The organism is Massilia sp. 05N420 (genome assembly GCF_056397205.1).
On the sequence record NZ_JBFTMX010000002.1, the window covers coordinates 101,089 to 126,897 of the forward strand.

General features: G+C 64.4%; 23 protein-coding genes and 1 tRNA gene. 15 read left to right on the forward strand and 9 right to left on the reverse strand.

Annotated features, from left to right (window positions below; translation table 11 throughout):
• The first annotated feature begins 13 nt into the window (after nucleotides 1-13).
• The 3 genes from AC1DIX_RS01520 to AC1DIX_RS01530 all read left to right on the forward strand — a co-directional run bounded on the left by AC1DIX_RS01520 (nucleotide 14) and on the right by AC1DIX_RS01530 (nucleotide 1,670).
• Nucleotides 14-544 carry a methylated-DNA--[protein]-cysteine S-methyltransferase gene (locus AC1DIX_RS01520; protein WP_441934744.1) on the forward strand — a complete coding sequence of 177 codons (531 nt, stop codon included), beginning with the start codon at nucleotides 14-16 and terminating at the stop codon, nucleotides 542-544.
• Entirely contained in the window at nucleotides 517-1,422 is a 906-nt protein-coding gene (gene xerD / locus AC1DIX_RS01525; protein WP_441934745.1) for a site-specific tyrosine recombinase XerD, read from the forward strand. Before AC1DIX_RS01520 ends, xerD begins: the two co-directional genes overlap by 28 nt.
• Nucleotides 1,423-1,493: 71 nt before the next feature.
• Nucleotides 1,494-1,670, forward strand: a complete 177-nt coding sequence (locus AC1DIX_RS01530) for a hypothetical protein (RefSeq protein ID WP_477250786.1) — start codon at nucleotides 1,494-1,496, stop codon at nucleotides 1,668-1,670.
• A 127-nt stretch (nucleotides 1,671-1,797) separates the two neighbouring features.
• Here AC1DIX_RS01530 and AC1DIX_RS01535 read toward each other — a convergent pair whose 3' ends face one another.
• The 3 genes from AC1DIX_RS01535 to AC1DIX_RS01545 all read right to left on the reverse strand — a co-directional run bounded on the left by AC1DIX_RS01535 (nucleotide 1,798) and on the right by AC1DIX_RS01545 (nucleotide 7,245).
• Nucleotides 1,798-4,914, reverse strand: coding sequence for an efflux RND transporter permease subunit (locus tag AC1DIX_RS01535; protein WP_477321449.1), 3,117 nt, complete (start codon nucleotides 4,912-4,914; stop codon nucleotides 1,798-1,800).
• Nucleotides 4,915-4,918: 4 nt separating this feature from the next.
• The gene (locus tag AC1DIX_RS01540; RefSeq protein WP_477321451.1) at nucleotides 4,919-6,127 is read right to left on the reverse strand and encodes an efflux RND transporter periplasmic adaptor subunit; all 1,209 of its coding nucleotides are present in this window, start codon (nucleotides 6,125-6,127) and stop codon (nucleotides 4,919-4,921) included.
• Between the two features lie 152 nt (nucleotides 6,128-6,279).
• Nucleotides 6,280-7,245, reverse strand: coding sequence for an endonuclease/exonuclease/phosphatase family protein (locus AC1DIX_RS01545; RefSeq protein WP_477321453.1), 966 nt, complete (start codon nucleotides 7,243-7,245; stop codon nucleotides 6,280-6,282).
• A 38-nt stretch (nucleotides 7,246-7,283) separates the two neighbouring features.
• On the opposite strand from AC1DIX_RS01545, the gene ybaK reads away from it, so the two are divergent.
• From ybaK to AC1DIX_RS01560, 3 genes are all read left to right on the forward strand, one after another.
• Nucleotides 7,284-7,775: a Cys-tRNA(Pro) deacylase gene (gene ybaK / locus AC1DIX_RS01550; RefSeq protein WP_477321455.1), complete on the forward strand. Its 492-nt coding sequence runs from the start codon at nucleotides 7,284-7,286 to the stop codon at nucleotides 7,773-7,775.
• Nucleotides 7,776-7,851: 76 nt separating this feature from the next.
• On the forward strand, nucleotides 7,852-8,499 hold the full coding sequence (gene plsY, locus AC1DIX_RS01555) for a glycerol-3-phosphate 1-O-acyltransferase PlsY (RefSeq protein ID WP_477321457.1): 648 nt from the start codon (nucleotides 7,852-7,854) through the stop codon (nucleotides 8,497-8,499).
• A gap of 337 nt (nucleotides 8,500-8,836) precedes the next feature.
• Nucleotides 8,837-9,487, forward strand: coding sequence for a DsbA family oxidoreductase (locus AC1DIX_RS01560; RefSeq protein WP_477321459.1), 651 nt, complete (start codon nucleotides 8,837-8,839; stop codon nucleotides 9,485-9,487).
• Here AC1DIX_RS01560 and AC1DIX_RS01565 read toward each other — a convergent pair.
• From AC1DIX_RS01565 to AC1DIX_RS01575, 3 genes are all read right to left on the reverse strand, one after another.
• Complete coding sequence (locus AC1DIX_RS01565; protein WP_477321461.1) at nucleotides 9,484-10,329, reverse strand: endonuclease/exonuclease/phosphatase family protein; 846 nt, start codon at nucleotides 10,327-10,329, stop codon at nucleotides 9,484-9,486. The genes AC1DIX_RS01560 and AC1DIX_RS01565 overlap by 4 nt on opposite strands.
• A 98-nt stretch (nucleotides 10,330-10,427) precedes the next feature.
• Nucleotides 10,428-11,465, reverse strand: a complete 1,038-nt coding sequence (gene tsaD, locus AC1DIX_RS01570; protein ID WP_477321463.1) for a tRNA (adenosine(37)-N6)-threonylcarbamoyltransferase complex transferase subunit TsaD — start codon at nucleotides 11,463-11,465, stop codon at nucleotides 10,428-10,430.
• Between the two features lie 102 nt (nucleotides 11,466-11,567).
• Complete coding sequence (locus AC1DIX_RS01575) at nucleotides 11,568-12,626, reverse strand: 3-deoxy-7-phosphoheptulonate synthase (RefSeq protein WP_477321589.1); 1,059 nt, start codon at nucleotides 12,624-12,626, stop codon at nucleotides 11,568-11,570.
• 142 nt (nucleotides 12,627-12,768) lie between these two features.
• On the opposite strand from AC1DIX_RS01575, the gene ybiB reads away from it, so the two are divergent.
• Nucleotides 12,769-13,755, forward strand: coding sequence for a DNA-binding protein YbiB (ybiB, locus tag AC1DIX_RS01580; protein ID WP_477321465.1), 987 nt, complete (start codon nucleotides 12,769-12,771; stop codon nucleotides 13,753-13,755).
• Nucleotides 13,756-13,916: 161 nt separating this feature from the next.
• Here ybiB and AC1DIX_RS01585 read toward each other — a convergent pair whose 3' ends face one another.
• Entirely contained in the window at nucleotides 13,917-15,371 is a 1,455-nt protein-coding gene (locus tag AC1DIX_RS01585) for a hypothetical protein (RefSeq protein ID WP_477321468.1), read from the reverse strand.
• A 113-nt stretch (nucleotides 15,372-15,484) separates the two neighbouring features.
• Between AC1DIX_RS01585 and AC1DIX_RS01590 the strand changes: the two genes are divergently transcribed.
• The 6 genes from AC1DIX_RS01590 (at nucleotide 15,485) to AC1DIX_RS01615 (ending at nucleotide 22,248) form a co-directional block, all read left to right on the forward strand.
• The gene (locus AC1DIX_RS01590; protein ID WP_477321470.1) at nucleotides 15,485-16,711 is read left to right on the forward strand and encodes a BaiN/RdsA family NAD(P)/FAD-dependent oxidoreductase; all 1,227 of its coding nucleotides are present in this window, start codon (nucleotides 15,485-15,487) and stop codon (nucleotides 16,709-16,711) included.
• A 116-nt stretch (nucleotides 16,712-16,827) separates the two neighbouring features.
• Nucleotides 16,828-17,040, forward strand: coding sequence for a 30S ribosomal protein S21 (gene rpsU, locus AC1DIX_RS01595; protein ID WP_005665410.1), 213 nt, complete (start codon nucleotides 16,828-16,830; stop codon nucleotides 17,038-17,040).
• 136 nt (nucleotides 17,041-17,176) lie between these two features.
• Complete coding sequence (locus AC1DIX_RS01600; protein WP_441934758.1) at nucleotides 17,177-17,626, forward strand: GatB/YqeY domain-containing protein; 450 nt, start codon at nucleotides 17,177-17,179, stop codon at nucleotides 17,624-17,626.
• Between the two features lie 163 nt (nucleotides 17,627-17,789).
• Nucleotides 17,790-19,592 (forward strand): DNA primase, encoded by a 1,803-nt coding sequence (gene dnaG / locus AC1DIX_RS01605; RefSeq protein WP_477321472.1) that lies wholly within the window; start codon nucleotides 17,790-17,792, stop codon nucleotides 19,590-19,592.
• 249 nt (nucleotides 19,593-19,841) lie between these two features.
• Nucleotides 19,842-22,049: an RNA polymerase sigma factor RpoD gene (gene rpoD, locus AC1DIX_RS01610; protein ID WP_441934843.1), complete on the forward strand. Its 2,208-nt coding sequence runs from the start codon at nucleotides 19,842-19,844 to the stop codon at nucleotides 22,047-22,049.
• A gap of 120 nt (nucleotides 22,050-22,169) precedes the next feature.
• A tRNA-Ile gene (locus AC1DIX_RS01615) sits at nucleotides 22,170-22,248 on the forward strand.
• 165 nt (nucleotides 22,249-22,413) lie between these two features.
• Here AC1DIX_RS01615 and AC1DIX_RS01620 read toward each other — a convergent pair.
• Nucleotides 22,414-23,799 (reverse strand): RNA-guided endonuclease InsQ/TnpB family protein, encoded by a 1,386-nt coding sequence (locus AC1DIX_RS01620; protein ID WP_477321474.1) that lies wholly within the window; start codon nucleotides 23,797-23,799, stop codon nucleotides 22,414-22,416.
• Nucleotides 23,800-23,980: 181 nt separating this feature from the next.
• On the opposite strand from AC1DIX_RS01620, the gene AC1DIX_RS01625 reads away from it, so the two are divergent.
• Nucleotides 23,981-24,439: a nuclear transport factor 2 family protein gene (locus AC1DIX_RS01625; protein WP_441934761.1), complete on the forward strand. Its 459-nt coding sequence runs from the start codon at nucleotides 23,981-23,983 to the stop codon at nucleotides 24,437-24,439.
• A 61-nt stretch (nucleotides 24,440-24,500) separates the two neighbouring features.
• Here AC1DIX_RS01625 and AC1DIX_RS01630 read toward each other — a convergent pair whose 3' ends face one another.
• Nucleotides 24,501-25,166 (reverse strand): endonuclease III domain-containing protein, encoded by a 666-nt coding sequence (locus AC1DIX_RS01630; protein ID WP_477321476.1) that lies wholly within the window; start codon nucleotides 25,164-25,166, stop codon nucleotides 24,501-24,503.
• 190 nt (nucleotides 25,167-25,356) lie between these two features.
• Between AC1DIX_RS01630 and AC1DIX_RS01635 the strand changes: the two genes are divergently transcribed.
• Complete coding sequence (locus AC1DIX_RS01635) at nucleotides 25,357-25,806, forward strand: glycine zipper 2TM domain-containing protein (RefSeq protein ID WP_441934763.1); 450 nt, start codon at nucleotides 25,357-25,359, stop codon at nucleotides 25,804-25,806.
• Nucleotides 25,807-25,809: the final 3 nt, after the last annotated feature.

The window sequence follows — 25,809 nt, forward strand, 5'->3', positions numbered from 1 at the left end:
CTACACTGGATCAATGAACACACAACAGGGCAGCGAGCTTTTCAGCGCCATCGTCGCGGCGCCGTTCGGGGCGATGGGCATCCGTACGGAAGATCAACGCGTGCGCGAGCTGGTCTACCTGCCGCCGCATTACGAAGAAAAAGCGCCGCAGGATGCGGTGGCCGAACAGGCCGCCGAGCAGGTCGTGCGTTATGTCGCCGACGCCGATTTCCGTTTCGACTTGCCGCTGGTCGATGCCGGCAGCGAATTCCAACGCCGCGTCTGGGAAGCCATCTGCGCGATCCCGCGCGGCAGCGTGCGTACCTACGGCCAGGTCGCCAAGCTGCTCGAGTCGCATCCGCGCGCGGTAGGCCAGGCTTGCGGCGCCAACTGGTTCCCGCTGGTGATTCCCTGCCACCGCGTCACCGCGGCCGGCGGCCTGGGCGGCTTTGCCAGCAGCGACGACGAACACGGCTTCACGCTCACGGTCAAGCGCTGGCTGCTGCGCCACGAAGGTGCGCTCCCCGCCGACGTCCCATGGCAGCAGCAATCAATCTTTCCCTGATCGACGGCTTCTGCGACGCCCTCTGGCTCGAGCACGGACTGGCCAGGAATTCGCTGGATGCCTACCGGCGCGACCTGCGCCTGTTCGCCGGCTGGCTCGAGGCCAGGCGTCCGGAGCGCAGCGACCTGCACGCGGTGCAGCCGCAGGACATCGCCGCCTACTTTGCCGAGCGCCACGAGGACACCAAGCCCAGCTCGGCCAACCGGCGGCTGTCGGTACTGAAGCGCTTCTACCAGATGGCGCTGCGCGAGCGCCGCATCGACCACGACCCCTGCCTGAACATGGCTTCGGCCAGGCAACCGACCCGCTTCGTGCACACCCTCTCCGAAGCCCAGGTCGAGGCCCTCTTGAGCGCGCCGGACGTCTCGACCCCGCTGGGCCTGCGCGAGCGCACCATGCTCGAGCTGATGTATGCGAGCGGCCTGCGGGTATCGGAACTGGTGACACTGAAAGTGGTCGAGCTGAGCCTGAACGACGGCGTGCTGCGCATCACGGGTAAAGGCAGCAAGACCCGGCTGGTGCCCTTCGGCGAGCAGGCGCGCCACTGGCTGGAGCGCTACATGAAGGAGGCGCGCGGCGTGATCCTGAACGGGCAGATGGACGACGCCCTGTTCGTGACCGGCCGCGGCGGACCGATGACGCGCCAGATGTTCTGGATCGTCATCAAGAAACATGCGGCCAGGGCCGGCATCACCGCGCCGCTGTCGCCGCATACGCTGCGCCACGCCTTCGCCACCCACCTCTTGAACCACGGCGCCGACCTGCGCGTGGTGCAACTACTCCTGGGACATTCGGACATTTCGACGACCCAGATCTACACCCATGTGGCACGCGAGCGTTTGAAGCACCTGCACGCCCAGCACCACCCGCGTGGTTAATTCTCAAGACCTGGCGGGTCTGGTGAGTCATAATGGTCTAGTAATACCCTTCCCACACGCACGAGGACACCATGGCCAAGACCAATTTCCAGTATGAAAAACGGCAACGTGAGTTGGAGAAAAAGAAGAAGGCTGAGGAAAAGGCCAAGCGCAAGCTGGAGGCCAAGCAGCACAAGGGGGAGGAGGGTAGCGCTTCTCCCGACGAGGATGCGGCGGAACTGGCTGAGCCGGAGCGGGATTCGGCTTAGTTGGCGCATGAACGTCGTCCCCGCGAAGGCGGGGACCCAAGCTTGTTGGCAGATCGCCGAACTTGGCGGAATTAGTGCCAGTGGCACTAATTCCGCCTACGCGGGAATGACGTGCAAACTTACGTGCTCAGATCGCCTGCCCCTCGGCCGGACCAGCCTCCGCCTCAAGCTCATGCCCCTTCTGGAACCACCGCTTGGCCCGCTTGCCAAAGCTGTCCAGGTAGGTGTACGCCACCGGCACCACCACCAGGGTCAGCAGGGTCGAGGTGATCACGCCGCCGATCACCGCGCGGCCCATCGGCGCCTGGTTTTCCGCGCCTTCGCCCAGGCCGATCGCCATCGGTAGCATGCCGAAGATCATCGCCAGGGTCGTCATCAGGATCGGGCGCAGGCGCACCTGGCCGGCTTCCATCAGCGCCTCGAACTGCGACTTGCCTTCACGCTGGCCCTGGTTGGCGAAGTCCACCAGCAGGATCGCGTTCTTGGTCACCAGGCCCATCAGCATCACGACGCCGATCACCGAGAAGATGTTCAAGGYGCTCTTCGTGACCAGCAGGGCCAGCAGCACGCCGATCAGCGACAGCGGCAGCGACATCATGATCGCGACCGGCTGCAGGAAGCTGCCGAACTGCGAGGCCAGCACCAGGTAGATGAAGATGATCGCGATACCCAGGGCGATGGCGAAGCCGCCCATGGTCTCGTCCATCTGCTGCGACTGGCCGCCGACGTCGAAGCGCACGCCTTCCGGCAGGTCGATGGATTTCATTGCCGCGTTCACGTCCTTCATGACGTCGCCCAACGGACGGTTCTCGAGGCCGGCATTGATCGCCACACGGCGTTCCAGCGCCTGGCGCTTGAGCACCTGCGGGCTGGTCGAGGGCACGAACTCGACCACCTGGCGCAGCGGCACCATGATCGGATTGCCGGCCGCGTCCAGCTTGCTCGAGGCGACCGACAGGTCGGCCAGGTCGGCCACCTTCTGGCGGCCCGACTTCGGCAGCTGCACGTTGACCTCGTAGTTCTGGCCGTCCGGCGCCAGCCAGCGGTTGGTCTGGTCGCCACCGACGAAGGGACGCAGGGCGGAACCGATCTGCTGCACCGACAGGCCCAGGTCGGTCGCCAGTTCCTGGTTGATCTTCACGATGGTGGCCGGGTTCGCGCCTTCCTGGCTGTACTGGATGTCGGCCACGCCCTTGATCTTCTTCATCTTGTCGATCAGGAGGTGCGCGACCTTGTCCAGATTCGCCTCGTTGCTGCCGAGGATGGCGATGGAGATCGGGCGATTACCGACGGTCATCTCGACGCCGGCGATGCTGGCCAGGCGGTCGCGGATCACCTTTTCCATTTCCTGCTGCGAGCGGCGGTGGGTCTTGCGCACGTCCGTCAGCTTCAGGTTGATCGCCGAGGTATGGCGGCCGTCCCAGGCGCCGACCACGGTCTGCATGTTATCAATTTCCTTGAACTCGCCCAGCGCGGCCTCGATCTGGCGGACCTTGGCGTCGTTGTAGTCGAGGCTGGAGCCGACCGGCACCTTGAAGTTCAGCTGGACGTAGCCGTCGTCGACCTGGGGCACGAATTCGCCGCCGATCATCGGCACCAGCAGCAGGCTGCCGGCGAACACCGCGAAGGCGAAGGCCAGGGTCGACTTGCGCCAGGCCAGCGAGAAGCCCAGCACCTTCGCATACCAGCCGTGCACACGGTCGATGCCGACGTCGATGCGCGCCATCAGGCGGCCCAGCCAGGGGACGTACTTGAAGCGATCCTTGACCGGGTCCGGCCACACCGAGGACAGCATCGGGTCCAGTGTGAAGCTGACGAACAGCGACACCAGCACCGCCACCGCCACCGTGATCCCGAACTGCRGGAAGAAGCGGCCGATGATGCCTTTCATGAAGGCAATCGGCACGAACACGGCGACGATCGCGAAGGTCGTGGCCATCACCGCCAGGCCGATCTCGTTGGTACCGTCTTCGGCGGCCCTGGCGTGGCTCTTGCCCATGCCGAGATGGCGCACGATGTTCTCGCGAACCACGATGGCGTCGTCGATCAGCAGGCCGATCGACAGCGACAGCGCCATCAGGGTCAGGAAGTTCAGCGTGAAGCCGAAGTACTTCATCGCGATGAAGCTGGCCAGCACCGAGATCGGCAGGGTCAGGCCGGTGATCACCGTGCTGCGCCAGGAATGCAGGAACAGGAACACGATCACCATGGTCAGCACCGCGCCCTCGACGATGGTCTCCTTGACGTTGTCGACCTGGTGCTGGACCCTGCTTGATACGTCGTCGAGGATGCGGAACTCGACGTCCTTGGGCAGGGTCTGCTTCATTGCCTCGATCGCCTTCTTGACGTTGACGCCGACCTCGACGGTATTCGCGTCCTGGACCTTGGCGATTTCCAGCGACAGGGCGCGCTGGCCGTCCACCCGCGAGATCGATTGCTCTTCGGCGGCGCCGTCGCTGATCTCGGCCACCTGGTGCAGGTAGATCGGACCGTTGGCGCGCTTGGCGACGATGATGCGGCGGAAGTCGGCCGCTTCCTTCATCTTGCCTTCGATGCGCACCAGGTTCTCGCGTTCGCCGTGGCTGATGCGGCCGGCCGGCAGGTTGGCGTTGGTGGCGGTGATCGCGGCCATGATTTCGTCGATGCCGACGTTCAGGCTGCGCAGCTGGTCGGGACGGATGTCGACCAGCACCTGGCGGTTCTGCTTGCCGTTGATGCGCACCTGGCCGACTCCGGCCACCGCCTGGATGCGTTTGACGATCACCTGGTCGACCAGCATCGACAGGTCGCGCAGGCTGCGCTCACGGGACAGCAGCGCCACCTGCAGCACCGGCTGCGCGTTCTCGCTCTCCTGGCGGTAGACCACGGGTTCCTTGACTTCGCGCGGGAAGCCGCCGCGCAAGGTACTGATGCGGTCGCGCAGGTCCTGCACGGCGCGGTTCATGTCGACGTTCAGCTGGAACTCGACGCCGACGCCCGAACGGCCTTCCCAGGAACTGCTGCGGATGGTCTTGATGCCGCCGACGGTGTTGGCCGCTTCCTCGATCGGCCGGGTGACGTCGTTCTCGACCTGTTCCGGCGAAGCGCCCGGATAATTGGTCTCGATCCACACGCCCGGGATCTCGATGTTCGGCATGCTTTCCACGCCAAGGCTGCGGTAGGAGAACAGGCCGAGCACCATCAGGCCGACCATCACCATGGTCGCGAAGACGGGATGCTTGATGCTGATACGGGTGATCCACATGGGTTCAGCCTTTCTTCGCCGGGGTGGCCGGGGTGGCTTCCGGCAGCTTGACCTTGTCGCCCGGCTTGACGCCGTCCAGCTTCACGGCCAGTACCAGCGCGCCGGGATCGATGCCGTCGATCGCCTCGACCAGGCCGTCGTCCTCGTTCTTCAGGCCGAGCGTGACCGCTTTGGCCTCGACCTTGCCGCCGTCGACGCGGTAGACCACGTCGCGGCCGCCTTCCTTGCGCACGCCCAGCAGGGGTAGCAGGGCATGGGGCGCCGATTTCTCGGTGGTGACCATGCCTTTCGCGAACATCCCGGCGCGCAGCACGCCGTCCGGGTTGTCGACGCCGATATACACCAGCATCGCGCGCGATCCCGCCTCGGTGGCGGGATTGATGCGCACGACCTTGCCGGCGAAATTGCGCTCGCCGAAGCCGTCGACCTTGAACTGCACCTCCTGGCCTACCTTGATGCGCGGAATGTCGGAGGCCGGCACCTGGGCGTCCAGGGTCAGCTGCTTGAGGTCGACGATGGAGAACACCGGGCTGTCCGGCGACAGCTTCTCGCCGGCCTGCACGTGGCGCTTGCTGACCACCCCGGAGATCGGCGCGCGGATCGCGGTGTCCGCCAGCGAGATGCGCGCCAGTTCCAGCTGGGCGCGCGCGGCATCGACCGAGGCCTGGGCCAGGTCGACCGCATTGGCGGTGGTGTCGAAGGCGTTCTGGGCGATGTAGTTCTGCTTGAGCAGGGCGGCGCTGTTGGCCATGTTCTTCTTCGCCAGCGCCAGGCGCGCCGAGGCCTCGTTCAAGGCCGCCTGCTGCTGGGCGACGCGGGCGCGCGCCTCGTTGTCGTCCAGGCGCGCGATGACCTGGCCGGCCGTCACGTTCATGCCTTCCTGCACCGTGGTCTGCAGCACCACGCCCGACACCTTGGACTTGACCGTGGCCTGGGCCAGCGGGGTGAGGGAACCGGACAGGGGCAGCGTCACCGCCAGCGGCCGCGCCTCCACGCGTGCGATGTCGCGCGCCGACAGTTCGTGCACGGTGGCCTTCTTCTCCGCCGCCGCTGGCGCCGGGGTGGGAGAGGCGCTGCCTTTGTGCGTGTAGGCATAACCGCCGCCGGCGACGGCCAGCACGGCAAGGACGATGACGGGCACGCGCCAGCGGCGGCGCGCGGATGTCGGTTCGACGGGGGGAGGCGCCAGCGGCGGCAGGGATTCGATCTTCATGGCGGATGGTCCGGTCTCTTATTCGCGTGATGAGAGAATAAGGATGGGGATGACGAACAGCTATCGGAATGCGACGAGCCGTGCAATCGGACCGACGAAACGTCGAAAAGGCGGATCGGACGTCTGTACGATTGGCGTGTCCGGACAATCAGTCAGGCATCGCCGGGCTGGCCGGTCTCGAACAGCCGCAGCCGCGCCAGCACCTGCCCATGGTCGGAGGCTTCCGGCAAGCCCAGGTCGAGGTGGTCGTTCAGGTAGACCACGTCGACGATTTCTCCCAGCGCACCCGCCAGTTCGCCATTGAATTCCCCGGACACGAGGATGTGGTCGATGGTCGTGTATTGACCTTCATGCAAGTTGGAAAAGCCGACATGGCGCAGGCGGTCCTGGCGGCGCTGCAGCTGGCAGGCGTCGTACAGGCGGTCGCCGCTGGGGGCGCCGATGCCCAGCACGATGCCGGTGGTGACGGCGTCGGCGACGTCGTTGAAATCGCCCAGCACCACCCGCGGGCGGTGGCGTTCGCGGCCCAGCTTCGACAGGAGCACGCGTAGGGCGGCGGCTTCGGTGCCGCGCCGGATCAGYGAGCGCAGCGAGGCGAGCGCAAACAGCTGGGGATCGTCGCCGGTGTCGCTGGCGCGGTAGTCCGGGCGGCGCGACTTCAGGTGCACGACCACCACGTCGGCCACCAGGCCGGGCCGGATCTCGATCGCCGCGTGCAGGGGCGCGCGGGTGAAGCGCTCCGGGTCGCGGTTCCCGGGCGGCATCGCGATTCCCGGCGGGAAATAGGGGAAGGATTCGGGGGCGTCGGCCAGCGGCAGGCGCGACACCAGGGCGACGCTGGGCGTGAGTTTGTCGGCGCCCGGATCGGGGTCAAAGCCGACGTGGATCGCTTCGCGGTAGCGGCGGGTGCGCGACAGGGCCTCCGCCAGCGAGGCCTGCGAGAAGACTTCCTGGAAGCCGATCACGTCGGCGCCCAGCATGTCGATCTGGTGTGCGGTCCAGGCGATTTTCGCTTCGTACTCTTCCGGCGTACTCGGTTCCAGGTTCTCGTACAGCCGCGCACCCGGCGGTGCCAGGTTGCAGACATTGAAGGTGGCAAAGCGAATTTCTTGCTGCATAATAAGCAACTCCTCCGTTTGTTTTTAGCGTAACACGCATGGCCAAGAAAGAGCACATTTCAGAGACCCCGGCAACGCAGTTCCTGCGCAAGAACGGGGTCGTATTTTCCGAACATCCCTACGAGTACGAGGAGCATGGCGGGACCGCGGTATCGTCGCGCGAACTGGGCGTGGACGAGCACGCGGTCGTGAAGACCCTGGTGATGCAGGATGAGGCGGCGCGCCCCCTCATCGTGCTGATGCATGGCGACCGCAAGGTATCGACCAAGAACCTGGCGCGCGCCATCCCCTGCAAGTCGGTCGAGCCCTGCAAGCCGGAGGTGGCGCAGCGCCATTCGGGCTACCTGGTCGGCGGCACATCGCCGTTCGGCGTGCGCAAGGCGATGCCGGTGTACGTCGAGGAGGGCATCCTGTCCCTGCCCAGGATTTATATCAATGGCGGCCGGCGCGGCTTCCTGATCGGGATCGATCCGAAGGCGCTGGTCGAGGTGCTGAAGGCCAGGCCGGTGCAATGCGCCCTGGCGGATTAGCGTTCAGCTCGGCCGATGGTGTATATTCCACGCGCCTGAGCAATTGCCGGCGCAAGCCATATAAGAAAGAAACAGCATGGACAGCTCGACCATTTACACCATTGTTTTCACCATCGCGGCCTACCTGATCGGCTCGATCTCCTTCGCGGTCGTGGCGAGCCGCGCCTTCGGCCTGTCCGACCCGCGCACCTACGGCTCCAAGAACCCGGGCGCGACCAACGTCCTGCGCAGCGGCAGCAAGAAAGCCGCCATCGCCACCCTGATCGGCGACTGCGCCAAGGGCTGGCTGGCGGTATGGCTGGCGGTGCACTTCGGCGACCGCTTCGGCGTCGAGGACGGCGGCATCGCCCTGGTGGCGGTGGCGGTCTTCGTCGGCCACCTGTGGCCGGTATTCTTCCGCTTCGTCGGCGGCAAGGGCGTGGCCACCGCGCTCGGCGTGCTGCTGGGCCTGAACGTCTGGCTCGGCCTGGCGACCCTGGTGACCTGGCTGGTGGTGGCCTACGCCTTCCGCTACTCCTCGCTGGCGGCGCTGGTGGCCGCGGTCTTCGCACCGTTCTACTACGGCCTGCTGTTCGGCGCGGACGAAAAACTATTCGCCGTCGTCATCATGAGCGCGCTCCTGCTCTACCGCCACGGCAAGAACATCTCCAACCTGCTGGCCGGCAAAGAATCGCGCATCGGCAGCAAGGCCGCAGCCACCAAGGCCACCGTCAGGAAAAAATAACCCCAATTCGGGGTCAGAGCACTTTTTCAGGCAAATTCGGGGTCAGAGCACTTTTCTCAGCAATGGCTCCTGAGCAGCATTCTCAAGCCCTGCCGCGACTTGCGCGTGGCCGGGCTTTGTTTTTGCGGGCCATCCGGTGGCGCTGTTTGCGCGCTGGCCATTTCCTGAAAAAGTGCTCTGACCCCGAATTGGTGTGAAAAAGTGCTCTGACCCCGAATTTTTGACGGGGCGTTTTCGTGCACGCGCTGCCTGCTTTCGTTCGATGTGTCACCATATGTCCCAGGCCGCATGAATGGCGGCGCCAATTCCAGGAAGGTGGTGAGTCGTGAGCAAGCAAATGAGAATCGATTTCGTGTCGGATGTATCGTGCCCCTGGTGCGCGATCGGCCTGAAATCGCTGGAGAAGGCGCTCGAGCGCGTCGCCGGCGAGGTCCAGGCGGACATCCATTTCCAGCCGTTCGAGCTGAACCCGGGCATGGGGCCCGAGGGGCAGGACATCTTCGAACACATCACCGAAAAATACGGATCCACGCCGGCCCAGCAGGAGCAGTCGCGCGAGATGATCCGCCAGCGCGGCGCGGATGTCGGCTTCACGTTCGACATGAGCAAGCGTGGCCGCATCTACAACACCTTCGACGCCCACCGCCTGCTGCACTGGGCCGAGAACCAGGGCGAAGGCCGCCAGCGCGCGCTGAAGGAAAAGCTGTTCGAAGCCTATTTTACGAAAGGTGAGGACCCCAGCTCGCGCGAGGTGCTGGTGCGGGCCGCCGGCGAGGCGGGGCTCGACCAGGAGCAGGCACGCGCCGCGTTGGAGTCGAACAGCTTTGCCGATGAAGTGCGCCAGCAGGAGTACTACTGGCAGCGCGCCGGCATCCGTTCGGTACCGGCGATCGTCATCAACGAGCGCCACCTGATTTCCGGCGGCCAGCCGCCCGAGGTGTTCGAGCAGGCGCTGCGCCAGCTGGCGCAGCAGGAAGAAACGGTCTAGGTCAAATCGAGTACGACCGGCTGGTGATCCGAGGCCGCGGTCTCGGACTGCACGTTGAGCTCCACGACGCGCGGCGCCAGGTCCTCGGTCACGAAAAAGTAGTCGTAGCACTCCGCGCGGTCGGGCCACGGGTAGCCGTGCAGCCCGGCCGTCGGCGCCCGCGCCATCGCGCCGTGGCGGACCTTCCAGGCATCCACCAGGGGCAGGACGCCATCGCCGGGTGGCGCCAGCAGTGCGCGGTAGTCCTCCGACTCCGGCGTGAAATTGAAGTCGCCGCAATAGATGGCGGTGCCGGGCCGGAAGCCCAGCTGGAAGGGCGGGTCGAGATCGGGCTCGGGCTGGTAGATCGCGGCCCGCGCGCAGGCTTCCGCATGCAGTTCGCGGATGCGCGCCACCTGGGCGCGGCGCTGCGGCGGCGAATAGTACTCGAGGTGGGTGGTCAGCACGCGCAGCTTGCCGCCGGGCGCGTCGAGCACGGTTTCGATCAGCCCGCGCGGCATGCCCGACGGGTATTCCGGCGCGGCCGGCCACGGCAGCATGTGGCGCTGGGCCTGGGTGATGCGGTACTTGGACAGCAGGATATTGCCGAACTGGCGAGGCAGGTTGTTACGGTAGATTTCGCTCGGCGCGTGTTCGATCATGTGGAAGCCGCCGAGCGCTCCGCCGAGCTGCTTGAACTGGCTGGCGGTGGCGCTGCCCTCGAGTTCCGGGTGGTTTGCCGCGACTTCCTGCAGGCAGATCACGTCCGGATTCAGCTTGCGCAGCACGTCGATGATGGCGTGGATCCGGATGCGCCCGTCCTTCCCGCAGCCCCAGTGAATATTCCAGCTGACGATGCGCATTCGATACCTCCGTAAAACTCGACTGCCCGATATTGCCATCTATTCGGGCCGAAAGGTCACACGTTAGGATCAATATCAAGCTTGCAAGTTCACATTTCTCAGGCGGCTTCGATCTCGTCCAGCGGCCAGCGCGGACGCACGTTGAAGCCGTAGTCATGCCTCGCGGCCGCCGGATTGCGCTCCAGTCGCAGCGCGCCGGCGAAGGCGATCATCGCCCCGTTGTCGGTGCAGAACTCCAGCTCCGGATAGTAGACCTTGAACTTCTTCTTCGCCGCCGCCGCGTTCAGCGACTCCCGCAATTGGCGATTCGCGCCGACGCCGCCGGCGATCACCAGGCGCTTCAGGCCGGTGTGCCTGAGCGCGGACACGCACTTGGCGGTCAGCACGTCGACGATCGCATCGACGAAGCCGCGCGCGATGTTCGCCTTGTCCTGCTCGCAGATGTTGGCGAACCCGGAGCCGCTGTTCTTCACCACCGTCAGCACGGCGGTCTTGAGGCCCGAGAAGCTGAAGTTGAAATCCTTCGAGTGCAGCATCGGCCGCGGCAGTTTATACGCTTCCGGATCGCCGAATTCCGCCAGGCGCGAGATCGCCGGTCCGCCCGGATAGCCCAGGCCCAGTAGCTTGGCCGACTTGTCGAAGGCTTCGCCGGCGGCGTCGTCCAGGGTTTCGCCCAGCAGCGTGTAGCGGCCGACGCCGTCGACCCGCATCAGCTGGGTGTGGCCGCCCGAGACCAGCAGGGCGACGAAGGGGAATTCCGGGCGCTCGCTGGCCAGCAGCGGCGACAGCAGGTGGCCCTCGAGGTGGTGCACGCCGAGCACGGGCTTATCCAGCGCCAGCGCCAGGCTGCAGGCCACCGAGGAGCCGACCAGCAGGGCGCCGGCCAGGCCCGGACCCTGGGTATAGGCGATGGCGTCGATGCACTCCTTCGGCAGGTTGGCCTGGGCCAGCACCTGTTCGAGCAGCGGCAGGGCGCGGCGGATGTGGTCGCGCGAGGCGAGCTCCGGCACCACGCCGCCGTACTCCTCGTGCATCGCAACCTGCGAGTGCAGGGCATGGGACAGCAGCCCGCGCTCCGTGTCGTACAGAGCCAGGCCGGTTTCATCGCAGGAGGATTCGACGCCGAGGACAATCATGGGAATAGCGGAAGTGGAAAAGCACAATCCGCCATTGTAACGTAGGGTGGACGCGGCCGGCGAGGACACCGTGCCCACGCGGACGCCAGCGTTATGCGAACGTCAAGGCCGCTGCAAGAGTTCCTTGTGCGCGCTACGCAGCATCGCCTCGGTATCTTCCCAGCCGATGCAGCCGTCGGTCACCGAGCAGCCGTACCGCAGCTGCGACAGGTCTTCCGGAATCGGCTGGTTGCCGCTGACGATGTTCGATTCGATCATCACGCCCACCAGCGACTGGTTGCCGTGCTTGATCTGCTGGATCACGTCCGACATCACCAGCGGCTGCAGTTCCGGCTTCTTGTAGCTGTTGGCGTGCGAGCAGTCGACCACCAGGTTGGCCGGGAGCTTGGCCTTCCTGAGTGCCTGTTCTGCGATCGCCACCGACACCGAATCGTAGTTCGGACGGCCGCCGCCGCCGCGCAGCACCACGTGGCCGTAGGCGTTGCCGCGGGTACGCACGATCGACACGCCGCCCTGGCCGTTGATGCCCAGGAAGGAGTGCGGGCTGGACGAGGACAGCACGGCGTTGACGGCGATGCTGACGTCGCCGTCGGTGCCGTTCTTGAAGCCGACCGGCGTCGAGAGGCCCGAGGACATCTCGCGGTGGGTCTGCGATTCGGTGGTGCGCGCGCCGATCGCGGTCCAGGCGATCAGGTCGCCCAGGTATTGCGGGGAGATCGGATCGAGGGCTTCGGTGGCGGTCGGCAGGCCCATCTCGCAGACGTCGAGCAGGAACTGGCGGGCGCGTTCCATGCCGACGTCGACGCGGAAGGAGTCGTCCATGAAGGGATCGTTGATATAGCCCTTCCAGCCGGTGGTGGTGCGCGGCTTTTCGAAATACACGCGCATCACCAGCACCATCGTATCAATCACTTCGGCCTGCAGCGCCTTCAGGCGGCGCGCATAATCCAGGCCGGCGACCGGGTCGTGGATCGAGCAGGGGCCGACCACCACGAACAGGCGCTTGTCCTTGCGGTCGAGGATGTTACGCAGGGTTTCGCGGCCCCTCATCACGGTGGTGAAGGCCGTGTCGGTCAGCGGCAGCTTCTGGTGCAGCTCGACCGGGGACGGCATGGTCGCGAACGAGGTAACGTTGGTATTTTCGATATCGGGCGTGATCAGCATGGCTAGACGATTTTCCGGGCGTTGTTGTCGTTGGAAGAGGACCAGTCTAGCCGGAAATCGCATATGCTGCACTGCAATGCGAGAAAAATTCGCCGGGCGCCGATGCATTCGCGCCAAGCGCCTGCGGTATGCTATCGCCATGACGACCAATCACCAACCCGATCGCGAACCCGATCTCGAACCATTTCATGCGGCCCAGTTCATCAAGGAGATCGGCCGCGGCGTGAAGGGCGCGCGCAGCATGTCGCGCGAGGATGCCGGCGCGCTGTACGGCGCCATGCTGGACGGCCGCGTATCCGACCTGGAACTGGGCGCGATCCTGCTGGCGATGCGCATCAAGGGCGAATCGGTGGACGAGATCGCCGGCTTCATGGATGCGGCGGAGCGCTCCTTCACGCCGCTGCCGTCGCCGCCGGGGCCGTATGCGCCGCTGCTGATCCCCAGCTACAACGGCGCGCGCAAGCTGGCCAACCTGACGCCCTTGCTGGCCCTGCTGCTGGCGCGCGAAGGCGTGCCGGTGCTGATCCACGGCGTGCAGCAGGACCCGGGACGCGTGACCACGGCCGAGATCCTGGCCGAGATGGGCATTGGTCCGACCGGCTCCACCGCCGACATGCTGGACGCCTTCAGCAAGCGCAAGCCCTGCTTCATGCCCATCGAGACCCTGGCGCCCAGGCTGGCCCACCAGCTCTCGCTGCGCCGCATCCTCGGCGTGCGCAATTCGACGCACACCCTGGTCAAGATCCTGCAGCCCTTCGAAGGGCCGGCGCTGCGCCTGGTCTCCTACACCCACCCCGAATACCTGGCGATGCTGACCGAGTACTTCCGGAACGCGGCGCCGGCCGCGCGCGGCGACGCCTTCCTGATGCGCGGCACCGAGGGCGAGACGGTGGCGAACGCCAACCGCGCCCAGCAGATCGACTGGTTCCATGCCGGCACGCAGACCCTGCTGGCCGAGCGCGATCCGCCGGCGGATGAACTGGCGCCGGCGCCGGAAGGGCGCGACGCGGCCGCCACCGCCGACTGGATCCAGCGCGCCCTGCGCGGCGAACAGCCGGTGCCGGCGCCGATTGCGGCCCAGGTGGCGCATTGCCTGCGGGTGTCGGCGGCGCTGCGCGCAGCCTGAACTTAGAACCTATCCCGGTAGGCAGGAGTCGCTTCTGGCGCGCATGACAAGCGCAGGCGGCGTTGCTCGTCGTTGCATGGCTCGCCATGCGGCCTCCTCGCGCCTTGCCTGAGCTTGCCATGCATCGCCAGTAGCTTCCCCTTGCCTACCGGGATAGGTTCTCAGTCGCGCCGGTTCGGGCCGAGTTTCTTGAGCGCTTCCTGCTGAGCGGCGAGCCTGCGTGCGGCCGCCGGCGCCGGTTTCACACGCGCGTTGAAATTTTCCAGGCTACTGAAATCGCCATCCTGGCGCCGGCTGGCGAGGGCGTGTCCGGCCGTCTTCTCGTCCAGGCCGAGGGCCAGCAGGTGAGGGCGCTCGGCCGTGTTCAGGTCGACTGCCAGCGTGGGCGAGGCCAGCAGCCAGATCGCCGGCTTGACGTGGCTGGCCAGCCGCTCCGGCTGCGCTTGCGTTTCGGCGACGGCCTGCGCGAAGCGGGTGCGCAAGGGCTTGAGCATGGGGACGAAGGCCTCGCCGTCGCCGGCCAGCGCGGGCGCGAAGCTGGCCTGGCTCGCGGCCGCCAGTTCAAGTGAGACCAGCGCGCCGTGGCTGGTCTCGGCCAGGACGGCGATGAAGCGTTTTCCGTCTTCGGGCGCCTCCCGCGCCAGCGTACGCGCCAGCAGCGGCAGCAGCGGCGTCGCGGCATCCAGCTTTTCCCGCGACATCGCGTGCAGGGCACGGAACATCGGCGCATAGCGCGCGCCGAGGCCCGCCGCATCGGGCGTGGCCAGCTGGCGGTAGAAGAAGGTGGACAAGGCGCCTTCGCTGGCCAGCATCTGGGCCGCGCTCTTCAATCGGGCCGGGTCGAAGGACGGCGAGAGGTCGAAGGCTTGCGCGGATACGCCCGGCCGCGCCGTTTGCCGGTAGACGAACCAGTTGCGGCGCATGCCGTCGATGCGCATCGTGCGGTCCAGGTTGCTGAGCCATAGCGCGGTGTCCGCCTTGCCTTCCAGGCCGGCGTCCTGGGCGCGCAGGCGGGCGTTTTGCGTCAGCAGGCGCGCCAGGCCCTGGAAGTGGGTGGCCCAGCCTTCGTCGAAGGCGGTCTGCTGGTCGGTCACGCTGAAGCTGTGGTGGGGCGTGCGCGAATAGCCGGCGGGAAGGCCAGGGAGCAGGCGGCGCAGCATCACGTGGCCCAGTTCGTGGGCGAAGATCTCTTCGAAGCTGCCGTCGCCCACGCTGCCGGCATCGACCACCAGGTCGACCATGGCTTCGTCGACCCAGCGGGTGGCGCCGCCTTCCTGCAGCCAGAAGCCGCGCCGCGCGAAGCCGCCGTCTTCCTGCGACAGGTACAGCCAGGTGGTGCCGACGGGCGCGCCGGCGGTCTTCATCGCCAGCTCGTCCAGGGCGAGGACGGCGGCGGTCGTGCCGCTGGCGGCTTCGCGCTGCAGGGCCTCGTAGAGCCGGCCGTCGCGGACCCGGGTCACCACCGGCGCCCGGCCGGCGCTGCCGGGAGCGGGACGCATCAGGACGACCTTGTCCTGGATGACGGGAGCGAGCACGCCGAGTTCGGCGGCCTGGGCATTGGCGTCGATGGACAGGAGGGCGGCGGCGGTCAGGAAGCAGCGTTGGACGATGTTCATGGCGGAAAGCATAACGTCCCGTCGAGCCGCCGTGTTCAAAATCGGATATGTATGCGTGGATGAGCCTGCCGGCTTACAATCTCGTCTTTTGTCGGCAGGGCGGGACGGTTGGTATGGCAAGACGATACGATGTGGTGGTGATCGGCGCGGGCGCGGCCGGCATGATGTGCGCGGCCGTAGCAAGCCAGCGCGGCAAGCGCGTGCTGCTGGTCGACCATGCCGCCAAGCTGGCCGAGAAGATCCGCATCTCCGGCGGCGGCCGCTGCAACTTCACCAACATCAATGCGGGCTGGCAGAACTTCCTGTCGGAGAATCCGCACTTCTGCCGCAGCGCACTGTCGCGCTACACGGCCCAGGATTTTTTGACACTTGTAAAAAAATACCGCATCGCCCACCACGAGAAGCACCGCGGCCAGCTGTTCTGCGACGACTCGTCGGAACAGATCATCCGCATGCTGAAGGCCGAATGCGACGTCGGCGGCGTCGAGTGGCGCATGCCCTGCAAGGTGAGCGGTGTGGAGCAGCTGGAAGACGGCGCCTTCATCGTCGGCACCGACAGTGGCGATATCGGGGCCGCGAATGTGGTGGTGGCCACCGGCGGCCTGTCGATCCCGAAGATCGGCGCCACCGACCTCGGCTACCGCATCGCGAAGAAGTTCGGCCTCGAGCTGATCGAGCCGCGCCCCGGCCTGGTGCCGCTGACCTTCGATGGCCCGAGCTGGCAGCCCTTCGTGCCGCTGGCGGGCATTGCGCTGGAGGTCGAGGTCGAGACGGGGTCGAGGAAAGGGAAGGGCGCCAAAGGGGAAGCTAAATTCGGCCACTTCCGCGAAGACCTGCTGTTCACCCACCGCGGCCTGTCCGGCCCGGCGATCCTGCAGATTTCCAGCTACTGGCAGCCGGGCACGCCCATCGTGCTGAACCTGCTGCCCGAACTCGACGTGGCCGAAGAGCTGATCGCTGCCAAGACGAGCCTGAAGAAGCAGCTCGGCAATATCCTGTCGCAATGGCTGCCGGCGCGCCTGGCCGAAGGTTTGTTGATCGCCAACGGCTTTGCCCCGGACGCGCGCCTGCCTGACATGGCCGACGCCAAACTGCGCAAGCTGGGCGATGCGATCAACCGCTGGGCCATCGTGCCGACCGGTTCGGAAGGTTATCGCAAGGCCGAGGTCACCCTGGGCGGCGTCGATACGCGCGAACTGTCGCAGCAGACGATGATGGCGAACAAGGTTCCGGGCCTGTATTTCATCGGCGAGACGGTCGACGTGACCGGCTGGCTGGGCGGTTACAACTTCCAGTGGGCCTGGGCTTCGGGATACGTGGCGGGCGCCAGCATCGAGTGATTTCCAGGATGTGGCAATTCAGGCACATGCCTGGGGCATGATGAGAAAACCTACCACGCATCTTGAAAAGCTGTTAGAATTTCGTTCTTCCCTAAATCCAACGGTTTCATTTTTACATGACCACTATCCGCCTTAAAGAAAACGAGCCGTTCGAAGTCGCTATGCGTCGCTTCAAGCGCACTATCGAAAAAACCGGTCTGCTGACCGAACTGCGCGCACGCGAGTTCTACGAGAAGCCGACTGCAGAGCGCAAGCGCAAGCTGGCCGCCGCCGTGAAGCGTCACTACAAGCGTATCCGCAGCCAACAGCTGCCGAAGAAGCTGTACTAATTCCATTCAGCTGCCTGATCCGGCGACGGCCTGTGCCAGTCCCGGCTTTCGAGGCCTGAATATGTCGAAGCCCGCTCCGGTCGATACCGCAGCGGGTTTTGCCTTTTTCCCAATCCAAAAAGAACACGGAGAATCCATGAGCTTGAAAGCACAACTGACCGACGACATGAAAGCCGCGATGCGCGCCAAGGAAAGCGGACGTCTGGCCACCATCCGCCTCGTCCTTGCCGAAATCAAGCGCAAGGAAGTGGACGAGCGCATCGAGCTGGACGATGCCCAGGTGACCGCCGTCGTCGAAAAGATGATCAAGCAGCGCAAGGATTCGATCACCCAGTTCGAGGCCGGCGGCCGCCAGGACCTGGCCGATATCGAAAAGGCGGAACTGGGCATCCTGACCGCCTATATGCCGGCCGGCCTGTCGGACGAGGAAATCGCCGCCGAAGTGCAAGCCGCAGTCGCTGCTTCCGGCGCCGCCGGTCCGCAGGACATGGGCAAAGTGATGGGTATCCTGAAACCCAGGCTGGCAGGGCGCGCCGATATGACGGCCGTGTCGGCACAAGTGAAGAAGGCGCTGGCGGGCGCGTAACTAGTCGATGCGCTTGCCGGCTGGCGCGGCTGAGGTGTCTTTGCCACGGCCGCGTCAGCTTTCTCCGATTCAGGGTGGCAATGCCCTGTTGCCTTGCTGCAAATCAACCTGTAGCGAGCGCTGCGGTATAGTCTGCGTTTAGACAAACACTGTTATCTATCTAGTGATTCCGCAATCATTCATTACCGATCTGCTCAACCGCGTTGATATTGTCGATGTGGTCGGCCGTTACGTCCAACTGAAGAAGGGCGGCGCCAACTACATGGGTCTGTGCCCTTTTCACAATGAAAAGTCGCCCAGCTTCACGGTGAGCCCGACCAAGCAGTTCTACCACTGCTTCGGCTGCGGCGCGCACGGCACCGCCATCGGCTTCCTGATCGAATACTCGGGCATGGGCTTCGTCGACGCGGTCAAGGACCTGGCGCAAGGCGTCGGCATGGTCGTGCCGAACGAGGACGACAAGATTCCGCCGGCCCAGCGCGCCGCCCAGCAGGCCCAGTCTCTGGCGATGACCGATGCGCTGAACCAGGCCTGCGACTACTACCGCGCCCAGCTGCGCCAGGCGCCGAACGCGATCGCCTACCTGAAGGGCCGCGGCCTGACGGGCGAGGTTGCCGCGCGCTTCGGCATGGGCTATGCGCCGGCAGGCTGGGACAATCTGCGCTCGGTGTTCAAGGACTACGAGGCTCTCGCGCTGGTCGAGTCCGGCCTGGTGATCGACCGCGTGGACGAGGACGGCGGCAACAAGAAACGCTACGACCGCTTCCGCGAACGCGTGATGTTCCCGATCCGCAACACCAAGGGCCAGGTGATCGGCTTCGGCGGCCGCGTGATGGATGGCGGCGAACCGAAATACCTGAACTCGCCGGAAACCCCGCTGTTCAACAAGGGCCAGGAACTGTACGGCCTGTTCGAGGCGCGCCAGCCGATCCGCGACGCCGGCTATGTGCTGGTGACGGAAGGCTATATGGACGTGGTCGCCCTGGCCCAGCTCGGCTTCCCGCAGGCGGTGGCGACGCTCGGCACGGCCTGCACCAGTGCCCACGTGCAAAAGTTGCTGCGCCAGACCGACAACGTGATCTTCAGCTTCGACGGCGACAAGGCCGGCCGCCGCGCCGCCCGGCGCGCGCTGGAAGCCTGTCTGCCGCAAGTGACGGACGACAAGACCATCAAGTTCCTGTTCCTGCCGCAGGAACACGACCCGGACAGCTATGTGCGCGAGTTCGGCGGCGACGCCTTTGCCCGCGAGATCGACGAGGCGATGCCGCTGTCGTCCTTCCTGCTGCGCGAAATCACGGCCGAGCACGACCTCGACACGCCGGAGGGCAGGGCGCATGCCCAGTTCGAGGCCAAGCCGCTGCTGCAGGCGATGGCGCCGACCGCGCTGCGCTTGCAGATCGTGCGCGGCCTGGCCAGCATGACCCAGTCAACCCCGGCGGAGATCGAAGCGTTGTTCGAACTGTCCAAGCCGGTATCGGTCGCGCGCAAGGCGCCGCCGCGCCAGGGCCGTCCGGAGCCGGTCGGGCTGGAATTGCAGATCATGCGCATGCTAGTGGCCCATCCTTCGCTGGCCCTGGACCTCGACGAAGCCGCGCTGCGCGCCTTTGATCACTTCGGCGCCGAGCCGGCCGACCGCCTGCGCTGGCTGGTGGCCCAGGCCCAGGCGCTGGGAGCGAACGCCAGCTTCGCGGCCTTGTCCCAGCAGTTGAAGGAAGCCAGCACCGAGTTCGATCACCTGGTCGCCGAGATCGCTTCGGAACCCGAATCGGATATCGACACGGACCGCGTGTGGATCATAAGTGCTGTGCGGCAAATCAAGATGGATGTCTTAAAACAGGAGTTGAACCAGTTGTTTTCTTCCGGCTTGACCCCAGATCAGGTGAGTGCCCGCTATCGCGAAATCACAGCACAGCAGGACCTCTTGATGCGCGAAGCCGCGAACGACACCCCCGCAAAATTTGCCTGATGCACCTACTGGGCGACATGGGTGTTCTCGACTGGAAAATATGGGGGTGCGTGCTATAATAAAACGCTAACTATTGCAAGCTTTGAAACGATTTTTCGTCTCAAACGCGGCGYGGAGTTTCAGTTAGTGGGCAGTAAAAGCGGGTAACAAAACTTTATCTTTAACTTAGTAAAGTAGGTCGTTGTGACTTCGAAAGCGCCTGTGCCAACCAAGAAACCCGAACCCAAAGTGGCTACCAAATCCATCAGGATGTCCGCCAAGGCGGACAATTCTCAAGACAAGGCGGAAGCCCGCGTTGCGGGTGTTGCGCCTGTGAGCCAGACGACCGACGCGGAAGCACTCGCCGCGATCGATACGTCGGGCTACGTGCTGCCGGCCGTCAAGGTACCCGGACGGCGTGGTCGCAAGCCCAAGGAATTCACGCCCGAGAACGACGAAGTCGCCGCGCTGAACGCGGTCGAGCGCGCCGAACTGAAGGCTGCGGACAAGGCCAAGGCCAAGGACCGCAAAGCCAAGGAAAAAGCGCTGCTGAAAGACGCGTTCTCGTCGGATACCGAAGCGAGCGAAGAAGAGCTCGAAATCCGCCGCCAGAAGCTCAAGGCCCTGATCAAGTCGGGCAAGGAGCGCGGCTTCCTGACCTATTCCGAGATCAACGATCACCTGCCGGACAATATCGTCGATCCGGAAGCGATCGAAGGCATCATCGGCACCTTCAACGACATGGGCATTGCCGTCTACGAGCACGCCCCTGACGCCGAGACCCTGCTGTTGTCCGACAATGTCGCCACCGTCACCAGCGACGACGAAGCCGAAGCCGCCGCCGAAGCCGCGCTGTCGACCGTCGACTCCGATTTCGGCCGCACCACCGACCCGGTCCGCATGTACATGCGCGAAATGGGTTCGGTCGAGCTGCTGACCCGCGAAGGCGAGATCGAGATCGCGAAACGCATCGAAGACGGCCTGCGCGACATGATCCAGGCGATCTCCGCCTGCCCGGTGACGATCGCCGAGATCATCGACGCCTCGCGCCGCATCGAGAACGACGAGATCAAGATCGACGAGATCGTCGACGGCATGGTCGACGCGGACGAATCCGAGGAAACCTCACCGACCGCGGTCGCGCCGACCTCGTCCGACACCGATGAAGACGACGAGGAAGAAGAGGAAGAGGAAGAAGAGGAAGAGGAAGAAGAAGCCAGCGCCAGTTCCGGCGCGGCCGGCTATTCCGCCGAGCAGCTCGAGCAGCTGAAGGTCTCCGCCCTCGACAAGTTCCACACGATCGAACAGCAGTTCGACAAGATGCGCAAGGCCTACGAGAAGCAGGGCTACAACTCGAAGGACTACGTCAAGGCCCAGGATGCGATCTCGGCCGAACTGCTGGGCATCCGCTTTACCGCGAAGGTGGTCGAGAAGCTGTGCGACACCCTGCGCGGCCAGGTCGACGAAGTGCGCCACATCGAGAAGCAGATCCTGGACGTGGCCGTGAACCGCTGCGGCATGCCGCGCGCCCACTTCATCAAGGTCTTCCCGGGCAACGAGACGAACCTCGACTGGGTCGACGGCGAAGTGAACGCCGGCCACGCCTACAGCGCCATCCTCGGCCGCAATATCCCGACGATCAAGGAGCTGCAGCAACGCCTGATCGACCTGCAGGCGCGCGTCGTGCTGCCGCTGCCGGACCTGCGCAACATCAACCGCCAGATGGCGGCCGGTGAAATGAAGGCGCGCAAGGCCAAGCGCGAGATGACCGAGGCCAACCTGCGCCTGGTGATCTCGATCGCGAAAAAGTACACCAACCGCGGCCTGCAGTTCCTGGACCTGATCCAGGAAGGCAATATCGGCCTGATGAAGGCGGTCGACAAGTTCGAATACCGCCGCGGCTACAAGTTCTCGACCTATGCGACGTGGTGGATCCGCCAGGCCATCACCCGTTCGATCGCGGACCAGGCGCGCACGATCCGTATTCCGGTGCACATGATCGAAACGATCAACAAGATGAACCGGATCTCGCGCCAGATCCTGCAGGAGACCGGTGCGGAGCCCGATCCGGCAACCCTCGCGATCAAGATGGAAATGCCGGAAGACAAGATCCGGAAGATCATGAAGATCGCGAAAGAGCCGATTTCGATGGAAACCCCGATCGGCGACGACGACGACTCGCACCTGGGCGACTTCATCGAGGACAACAACACGCTGGCGCCGTCCGACGCGGCCCTGCATGCCTCGATGCGCGGCGTGGTGAAGGACGTGCTGGATTCGCTGACCCCGCGCGAGGCGAAAGTCCTGCGCATGCGCTTCGGCATCGAGATGTCGACCGACCACACGCTGGAAGAAGTCGGCAAGCAATTCGACGTCACCCGCGAGCGCATCCGCCAGATCGAAGCCAAGGCCCTGCGCAAGCTGCGCCACCCGTCGCGCTCGGACAAGCTGAAGAGCTTCCTCGAGGGCAGCAGCTGATCTTCGCCAGACTTGACGGCACTACAGTAAAGGCAATATGCTCTCGCCACTTCGGGCTATCGGTGTTTCGACACTATCCTCGAGTGGCGAGTTTTTAGCGTCTTAGGTTGTACCAGTTTCGGGCCTCTAGCTCATGCTTGGTTAGAGCAGCGGACTCATAATCCGTTGGTGCCGTGTTCGACTCACGGGAGGCCTACCAGTAATCAATGACTTACGTCATTTTCTGGAGTTGCACGAGTTCCGCAAATGGCGTAAGTTCCGCGAAATCCATCGCGCGCGCCTCTCCACTGCCCAGTTGATCCCGCTTCAATACCAAGCCGCAGTAAATCACACTGCGGTTTTTTATTAGGGCAAAGAGCACCCCTTAAGTATTAGTTTGTTGGTGCCCGGTTCGACTGCTTTCAAGAATACGCTCAACATGAGTGCTATTCTCTTCCTGCCCCGAGCCGTCTTGCTGACCGTACTCGTACCTGACAGGCGTCACTTTCCCGACTTTCGCCAGCATCATGCCGACAAATGTGTCCGACGTCGCCGCCGGACTCGCCACGGGTAGCGCAGACTGCGCGCGAAGGGCGCTGGTTGCGAGCCGTTGTAGATTGATAGCTGCATTGACGTCGCGGTCGTGCCGTGCATTACAACTGGGGCATACCCAGACGCGGCTGCCCAAGTTCAAGCTTCCGTAGCGTTGACCGCATTTTGAACACAGTTTGCTCGACGGATACCACCGGTCGGCCAGTACCAAAGTCGTACCGTAGCGTATTTTCTTGTACTCGAGTTGGCGACGGAAGGCATGAAAGCCCACGTCGGCAATTGCGCGTGCAAGCCGTGAGTTGGCCAGCATGCCGCTTACGTTCAGGTCCTCGATCACTACCGTTTGGTTTTCACGGCAGAGGCGGGTCGTGAGCTTGTGCATGAAGTCTGCGCGCACGTGGGCGATGCGTGCATGCAGTCGTGCCAGCGCACGGGTGCACTTGATTTGGGTTTTTGATACCGGGAGTCGTGTGCCTTTTAGGATACTTCCCGTGATTCCGGCACTAGCCTTGGCGGCTTCTAACTTTCGTGACAAGCGCCGGCTTCGGATGCGCAGGCGTCGCAGCAATACTTTGAGTGGACGCGGGGCGGCAATCTTCTCTCCACTGGACAGAGTGGCGGCAGTGCTAACGCCCAGATCGACACCGGTAACACCATCGCTTCTACGGCACAGGCAAGCGACCTGTTCCGGCACCAGAACCTGCAGCGCTAGAAACCAATGATTGGCCTCCCGACTAACGTTTGCACCCATGATCTTGCCGGGCCATCGCAATGTTTCACGTAATGTCACGCGCCCGACCTTCGGTAGTACCACAGCCATGCCTTCCAGGCGCAACTTGTCGTTGGCGACATAGAAACTGTCGCGGCAGCGTCCTTTCTTCTTGAATACAGGCCTATAGGCACGCTTATGTTCTCTCATTGCCGCAAAGTACCGGTTCCAGGCCACGGCAAGATGAGCGAACGGTTGCGAATGTGCATCGCGATGGATGGTGCGCAGCCATGGCTGCCCGTTGGCGTCGAGCCAAGCTGGATCAGAATACTTGATTGCGTTGAACTGTTTTTTCAGCGCCATCGCGTTCGGACGCTGGCCAGCTGAAAGCTGGCGCTGCCACTCGGCCAGGGCCCAATTCCACACGCGGCGCGCCGTGCCTGCGGCACGAGTAAAGTACTCGCGTTGGACGGGAGTCGGGTCCAATCGGATGCGATGTGCCAGCAGCATGTTGGGAGGGAAGCGCCAAGAAGATGAATCGTTAGATTTGGAATGACATCGTTAGTTCAGCATCAGACGCCATGCTTGTGCTGGCCGTGGCTTTCTCTCCCCAATTACTCGCCCACCATTGCATTTCCCTCCAAAAAACCGATACTGAAAGTCCGATCATCCGACAACCATGGAGGGGATCATGAGCGAGCAAGCAAACATCAGCCTGCTCAAACAGGCGTACGCCGCCTATGACAAGGGCGACATCCAGACCCTGCTGAGCCTGCTTGCGCAGGACATCGAATGGGAGCTTCCGGAAGTGGAAGGCATCCCCTTCACCGGCAAGCGCCACGGTCTGGCCCAAGTGTCCGACTTTTTCCGTATCCTGGCCGAGTGCCAGGAACCGCGCGAATTCAAGCCGGACCGCTTCATCGGGCAGGGCGACCAGGTGGTCGTGCTCGGCCACGGCGCCTATACCGTCAAGGCAACGGGCGCCGAATACAGCGATGACTGGTGCCACGTGTTCAGCATCGCGGGCGGCAAGATCGCGAGCTTCAAGGAGTACTTCGATAGCAACAAGGCCGCCCAGGCCTACCAACCGCGGGGTGCCGGTGCCGGCGCCGCTGCCGGCAAGGGCGCTACGCGTCCGGCCATCCATTGACACTGCATGTTCAAGCCATGCGGCCGCGCCTCCGGGCGTGGCCGCTTCGTCGTGATGGCGCTTACCGGTGCGCCGTCACCCCCACCTGCCGGCACATGTCCAGCACCGGGCAAGTCGAACAACGCGGACGGTTCCCGGTGCAGATGTGCTTCCCGAACGGCACCAGCAGCCGGTTGATGTCGATCCAGTATTGCTGAGGCAGCTTCTTTTCAAGCGCCAATAAAGTCTTTTCAGGCGTCGAGGCCGAAACATAGCCCCAGCGCCCGGTCACCCGGTGCACGTGGATGTCGACGCTGATCACGGGCGTGCCACAGGCCACGCCCAGCACCAGGTTCGCGCACTTGGGGCCGACGCCGGCGAAGGACAGCAGCACCTCGCGGTCGCCGGGCAGGATGCCGCCGAATTGTTCTTCCACTTCGCGCGCGATGGCCAGGATCTGTTGCGCCTTGCGCTCGTGAAAGGTGCTGGGACTGATCAAGGCGTCCAGTTCTTCCCTGGATAAGCGGCAAACCTCCGCAGGCGTGCGGGCCTGCGCGAACAGCTTGCGCGATACCGGCAAGGTCACTTCGTCGTAGGTGCGGATCGAGATCATGCAGGCCAGCAGCTGCTCGAAGACCGAGGTATGGCCTTCCTCGGCCAGCTGGAACAGCGCCGCCTTCGGCCAGGGCCGTACCGCTTCTTCGATGCGTTCGAATGCGATGCCGACGTCGAACGGTCGCTTTTCCATATACCCGGCCTCCGCTCGGTGGATGGCCCAAGGATACGCAGGAGGCGCCCAAATCGGGCGCACGGCTCATCGTTTGAACAATGGTCCCGTTACAACCGCTTGCATTTGATACGGTTTTACTCTTTCCGGAACAGGCCGCCACCGTTAACCTGTGCCCATGCTTAACACAACATACAAAAAGGGGAACATCATGAAAAACATCTCTGCATACGGCTCCCGCCTCGCCATGATCGCCGCTTTCGCCGCGGCCGGCGCCGCACCGCTGGCCGCCCAGGCCGCACCGAACCATCACGCGTCCGCGCAATGCCATAACTGCGGCACCGTGGTCTCGACCCATACCTATGAACGCGCGGCCGAGCGTGGCAGCGGCCTCGGTGCCGGCGGCGGCGCCGTGGTCGGCGGCCTGCTGGGCAACCAGGTCGGCAGCGGCAATGGCCGCACCCTCGCCACCATCGCCGGCGCTGTCGGCGGTGCCTATGCCGGCAACCGCGTCGAGCGCAACATGAACAAGGTCACCTACACCGACGTCCGCGTCAAGATGGCCGCCGGCGGCTACCGCACCTTCACCGAGCAGGGCCGTCCGCGTTTCGGCAACGGCGAGCGCGTGCGCGTGCAGCAGGGCCGCCTGATCCGCGACTGAGTC

What these genes read in the sequence shown, in the direction of transcription:
- AC1DIX_RS01520 (WP_441934744.1), top strand. Translation starts at nt 14, where the DNA reads ATGAACACACAACAGGGCAGCGAGCTTTTCAGCGCCATCGTCGCGGCG.
- xerD (WP_441934745.1), top strand. Translation starts at nt 517, where the DNA reads ATGGCAGCAGCAATCAATCTTTCCCTGATCGACGGCTTCTGCGACGCC.
- AC1DIX_RS01530 (WP_477250786.1), top strand. Translation starts at nt 1,494, where the DNA reads ATGGCCAAGACCAATTTCCAGTATGAAAAACGGCAACGTGAGTTGGAG.
- AC1DIX_RS01540 (WP_477321451.1), bottom strand. Translation starts at nt 6,127, where the DNA reads ATGAAGATCGAATCCCTGCCGCCGCTGGCGCCTCCCCCCGTCGAACCG.
- ybaK (WP_477321455.1), top strand. Translation starts at nt 7,284, where the DNA reads ATGGCCAAGAAAGAGCACATTTCAGAGACCCCGGCAACGCAGTTCCTG.
- plsY (WP_477321457.1), top strand. Translation starts at nt 7,852, where the DNA reads ATGGACAGCTCGACCATTTACACCATTGTTTTCACCATCGCGGCCTAC.
- AC1DIX_RS01560 (WP_477321459.1), top strand. Translation starts at nt 8,837, where the DNA reads ATGAGAATCGATTTCGTGTCGGATGTATCGTGCCCCTGGTGCGCGATC.
- AC1DIX_RS01565 (WP_477321461.1), bottom strand. Translation starts at nt 10,329, where the DNA reads ATGCGCATCGTCAGCTGGAATATTCACTGGGGCTGCGGGAAGGACGGG.
- tsaD (WP_477321463.1), bottom strand. Translation starts at nt 11,465, where the DNA reads ATGATTGTCCTCGGCGTCGAATCCTCCTGCGATGAAACCGGCCTGGCT.
- ybiB (WP_477321465.1), top strand. Translation starts at nt 12,769, where the DNA reads ATGACGACCAATCACCAACCCGATCGCGAACCCGATCTCGAACCATTT.
- AC1DIX_RS01585 (WP_477321468.1), bottom strand. Translation starts at nt 15,371, where the DNA reads ATGAACATCGTCCAACGCTGCTTCCTGACCGCCGCCGCCCTCCTGTCC.
- AC1DIX_RS01590 (WP_477321470.1), top strand. Translation starts at nt 15,485, where the DNA reads ATGGCAAGACGATACGATGTGGTGGTGATCGGCGCGGGCGCGGCCGGC.
- rpsU (WP_005665410.1), top strand. Translation starts at nt 16,828, where the DNA reads ATGACCACTATCCGCCTTAAAGAAAACGAGCCGTTCGAAGTCGCTATG.
- AC1DIX_RS01600 (WP_441934758.1), top strand. Translation starts at nt 17,177, where the DNA reads ATGAGCTTGAAAGCACAACTGACCGACGACATGAAAGCCGCGATGCGC.
- rpoD (WP_441934843.1), top strand. Translation starts at nt 19,842, where the DNA reads ATGTCCGCCAAGGCGGACAATTCTCAAGACAAGGCGGAAGCCCGCGTT.
- AC1DIX_RS01620 (WP_477321474.1), bottom strand. Translation starts at nt 23,799, where the DNA reads ATGCTGCTGGCACATCGCATCCGATTGGACCCGACTCCCGTCCAACGC.
- AC1DIX_RS01625 (WP_441934761.1), top strand. Translation starts at nt 23,981, where the DNA reads ATGAGCGAGCAAGCAAACATCAGCCTGCTCAAACAGGCGTACGCCGCC.
- AC1DIX_RS01630 (WP_477321476.1), bottom strand. Translation starts at nt 25,166, where the DNA reads ATGGAAAAGCGACCGTTCGACGTCGGCATCGCATTCGAACGCATCGAA.
- AC1DIX_RS01635 (WP_441934763.1), top strand. Translation starts at nt 25,357, where the DNA reads ATGAAAAACATCTCTGCATACGGCTCCCGCCTCGCCATGATCGCCGCT.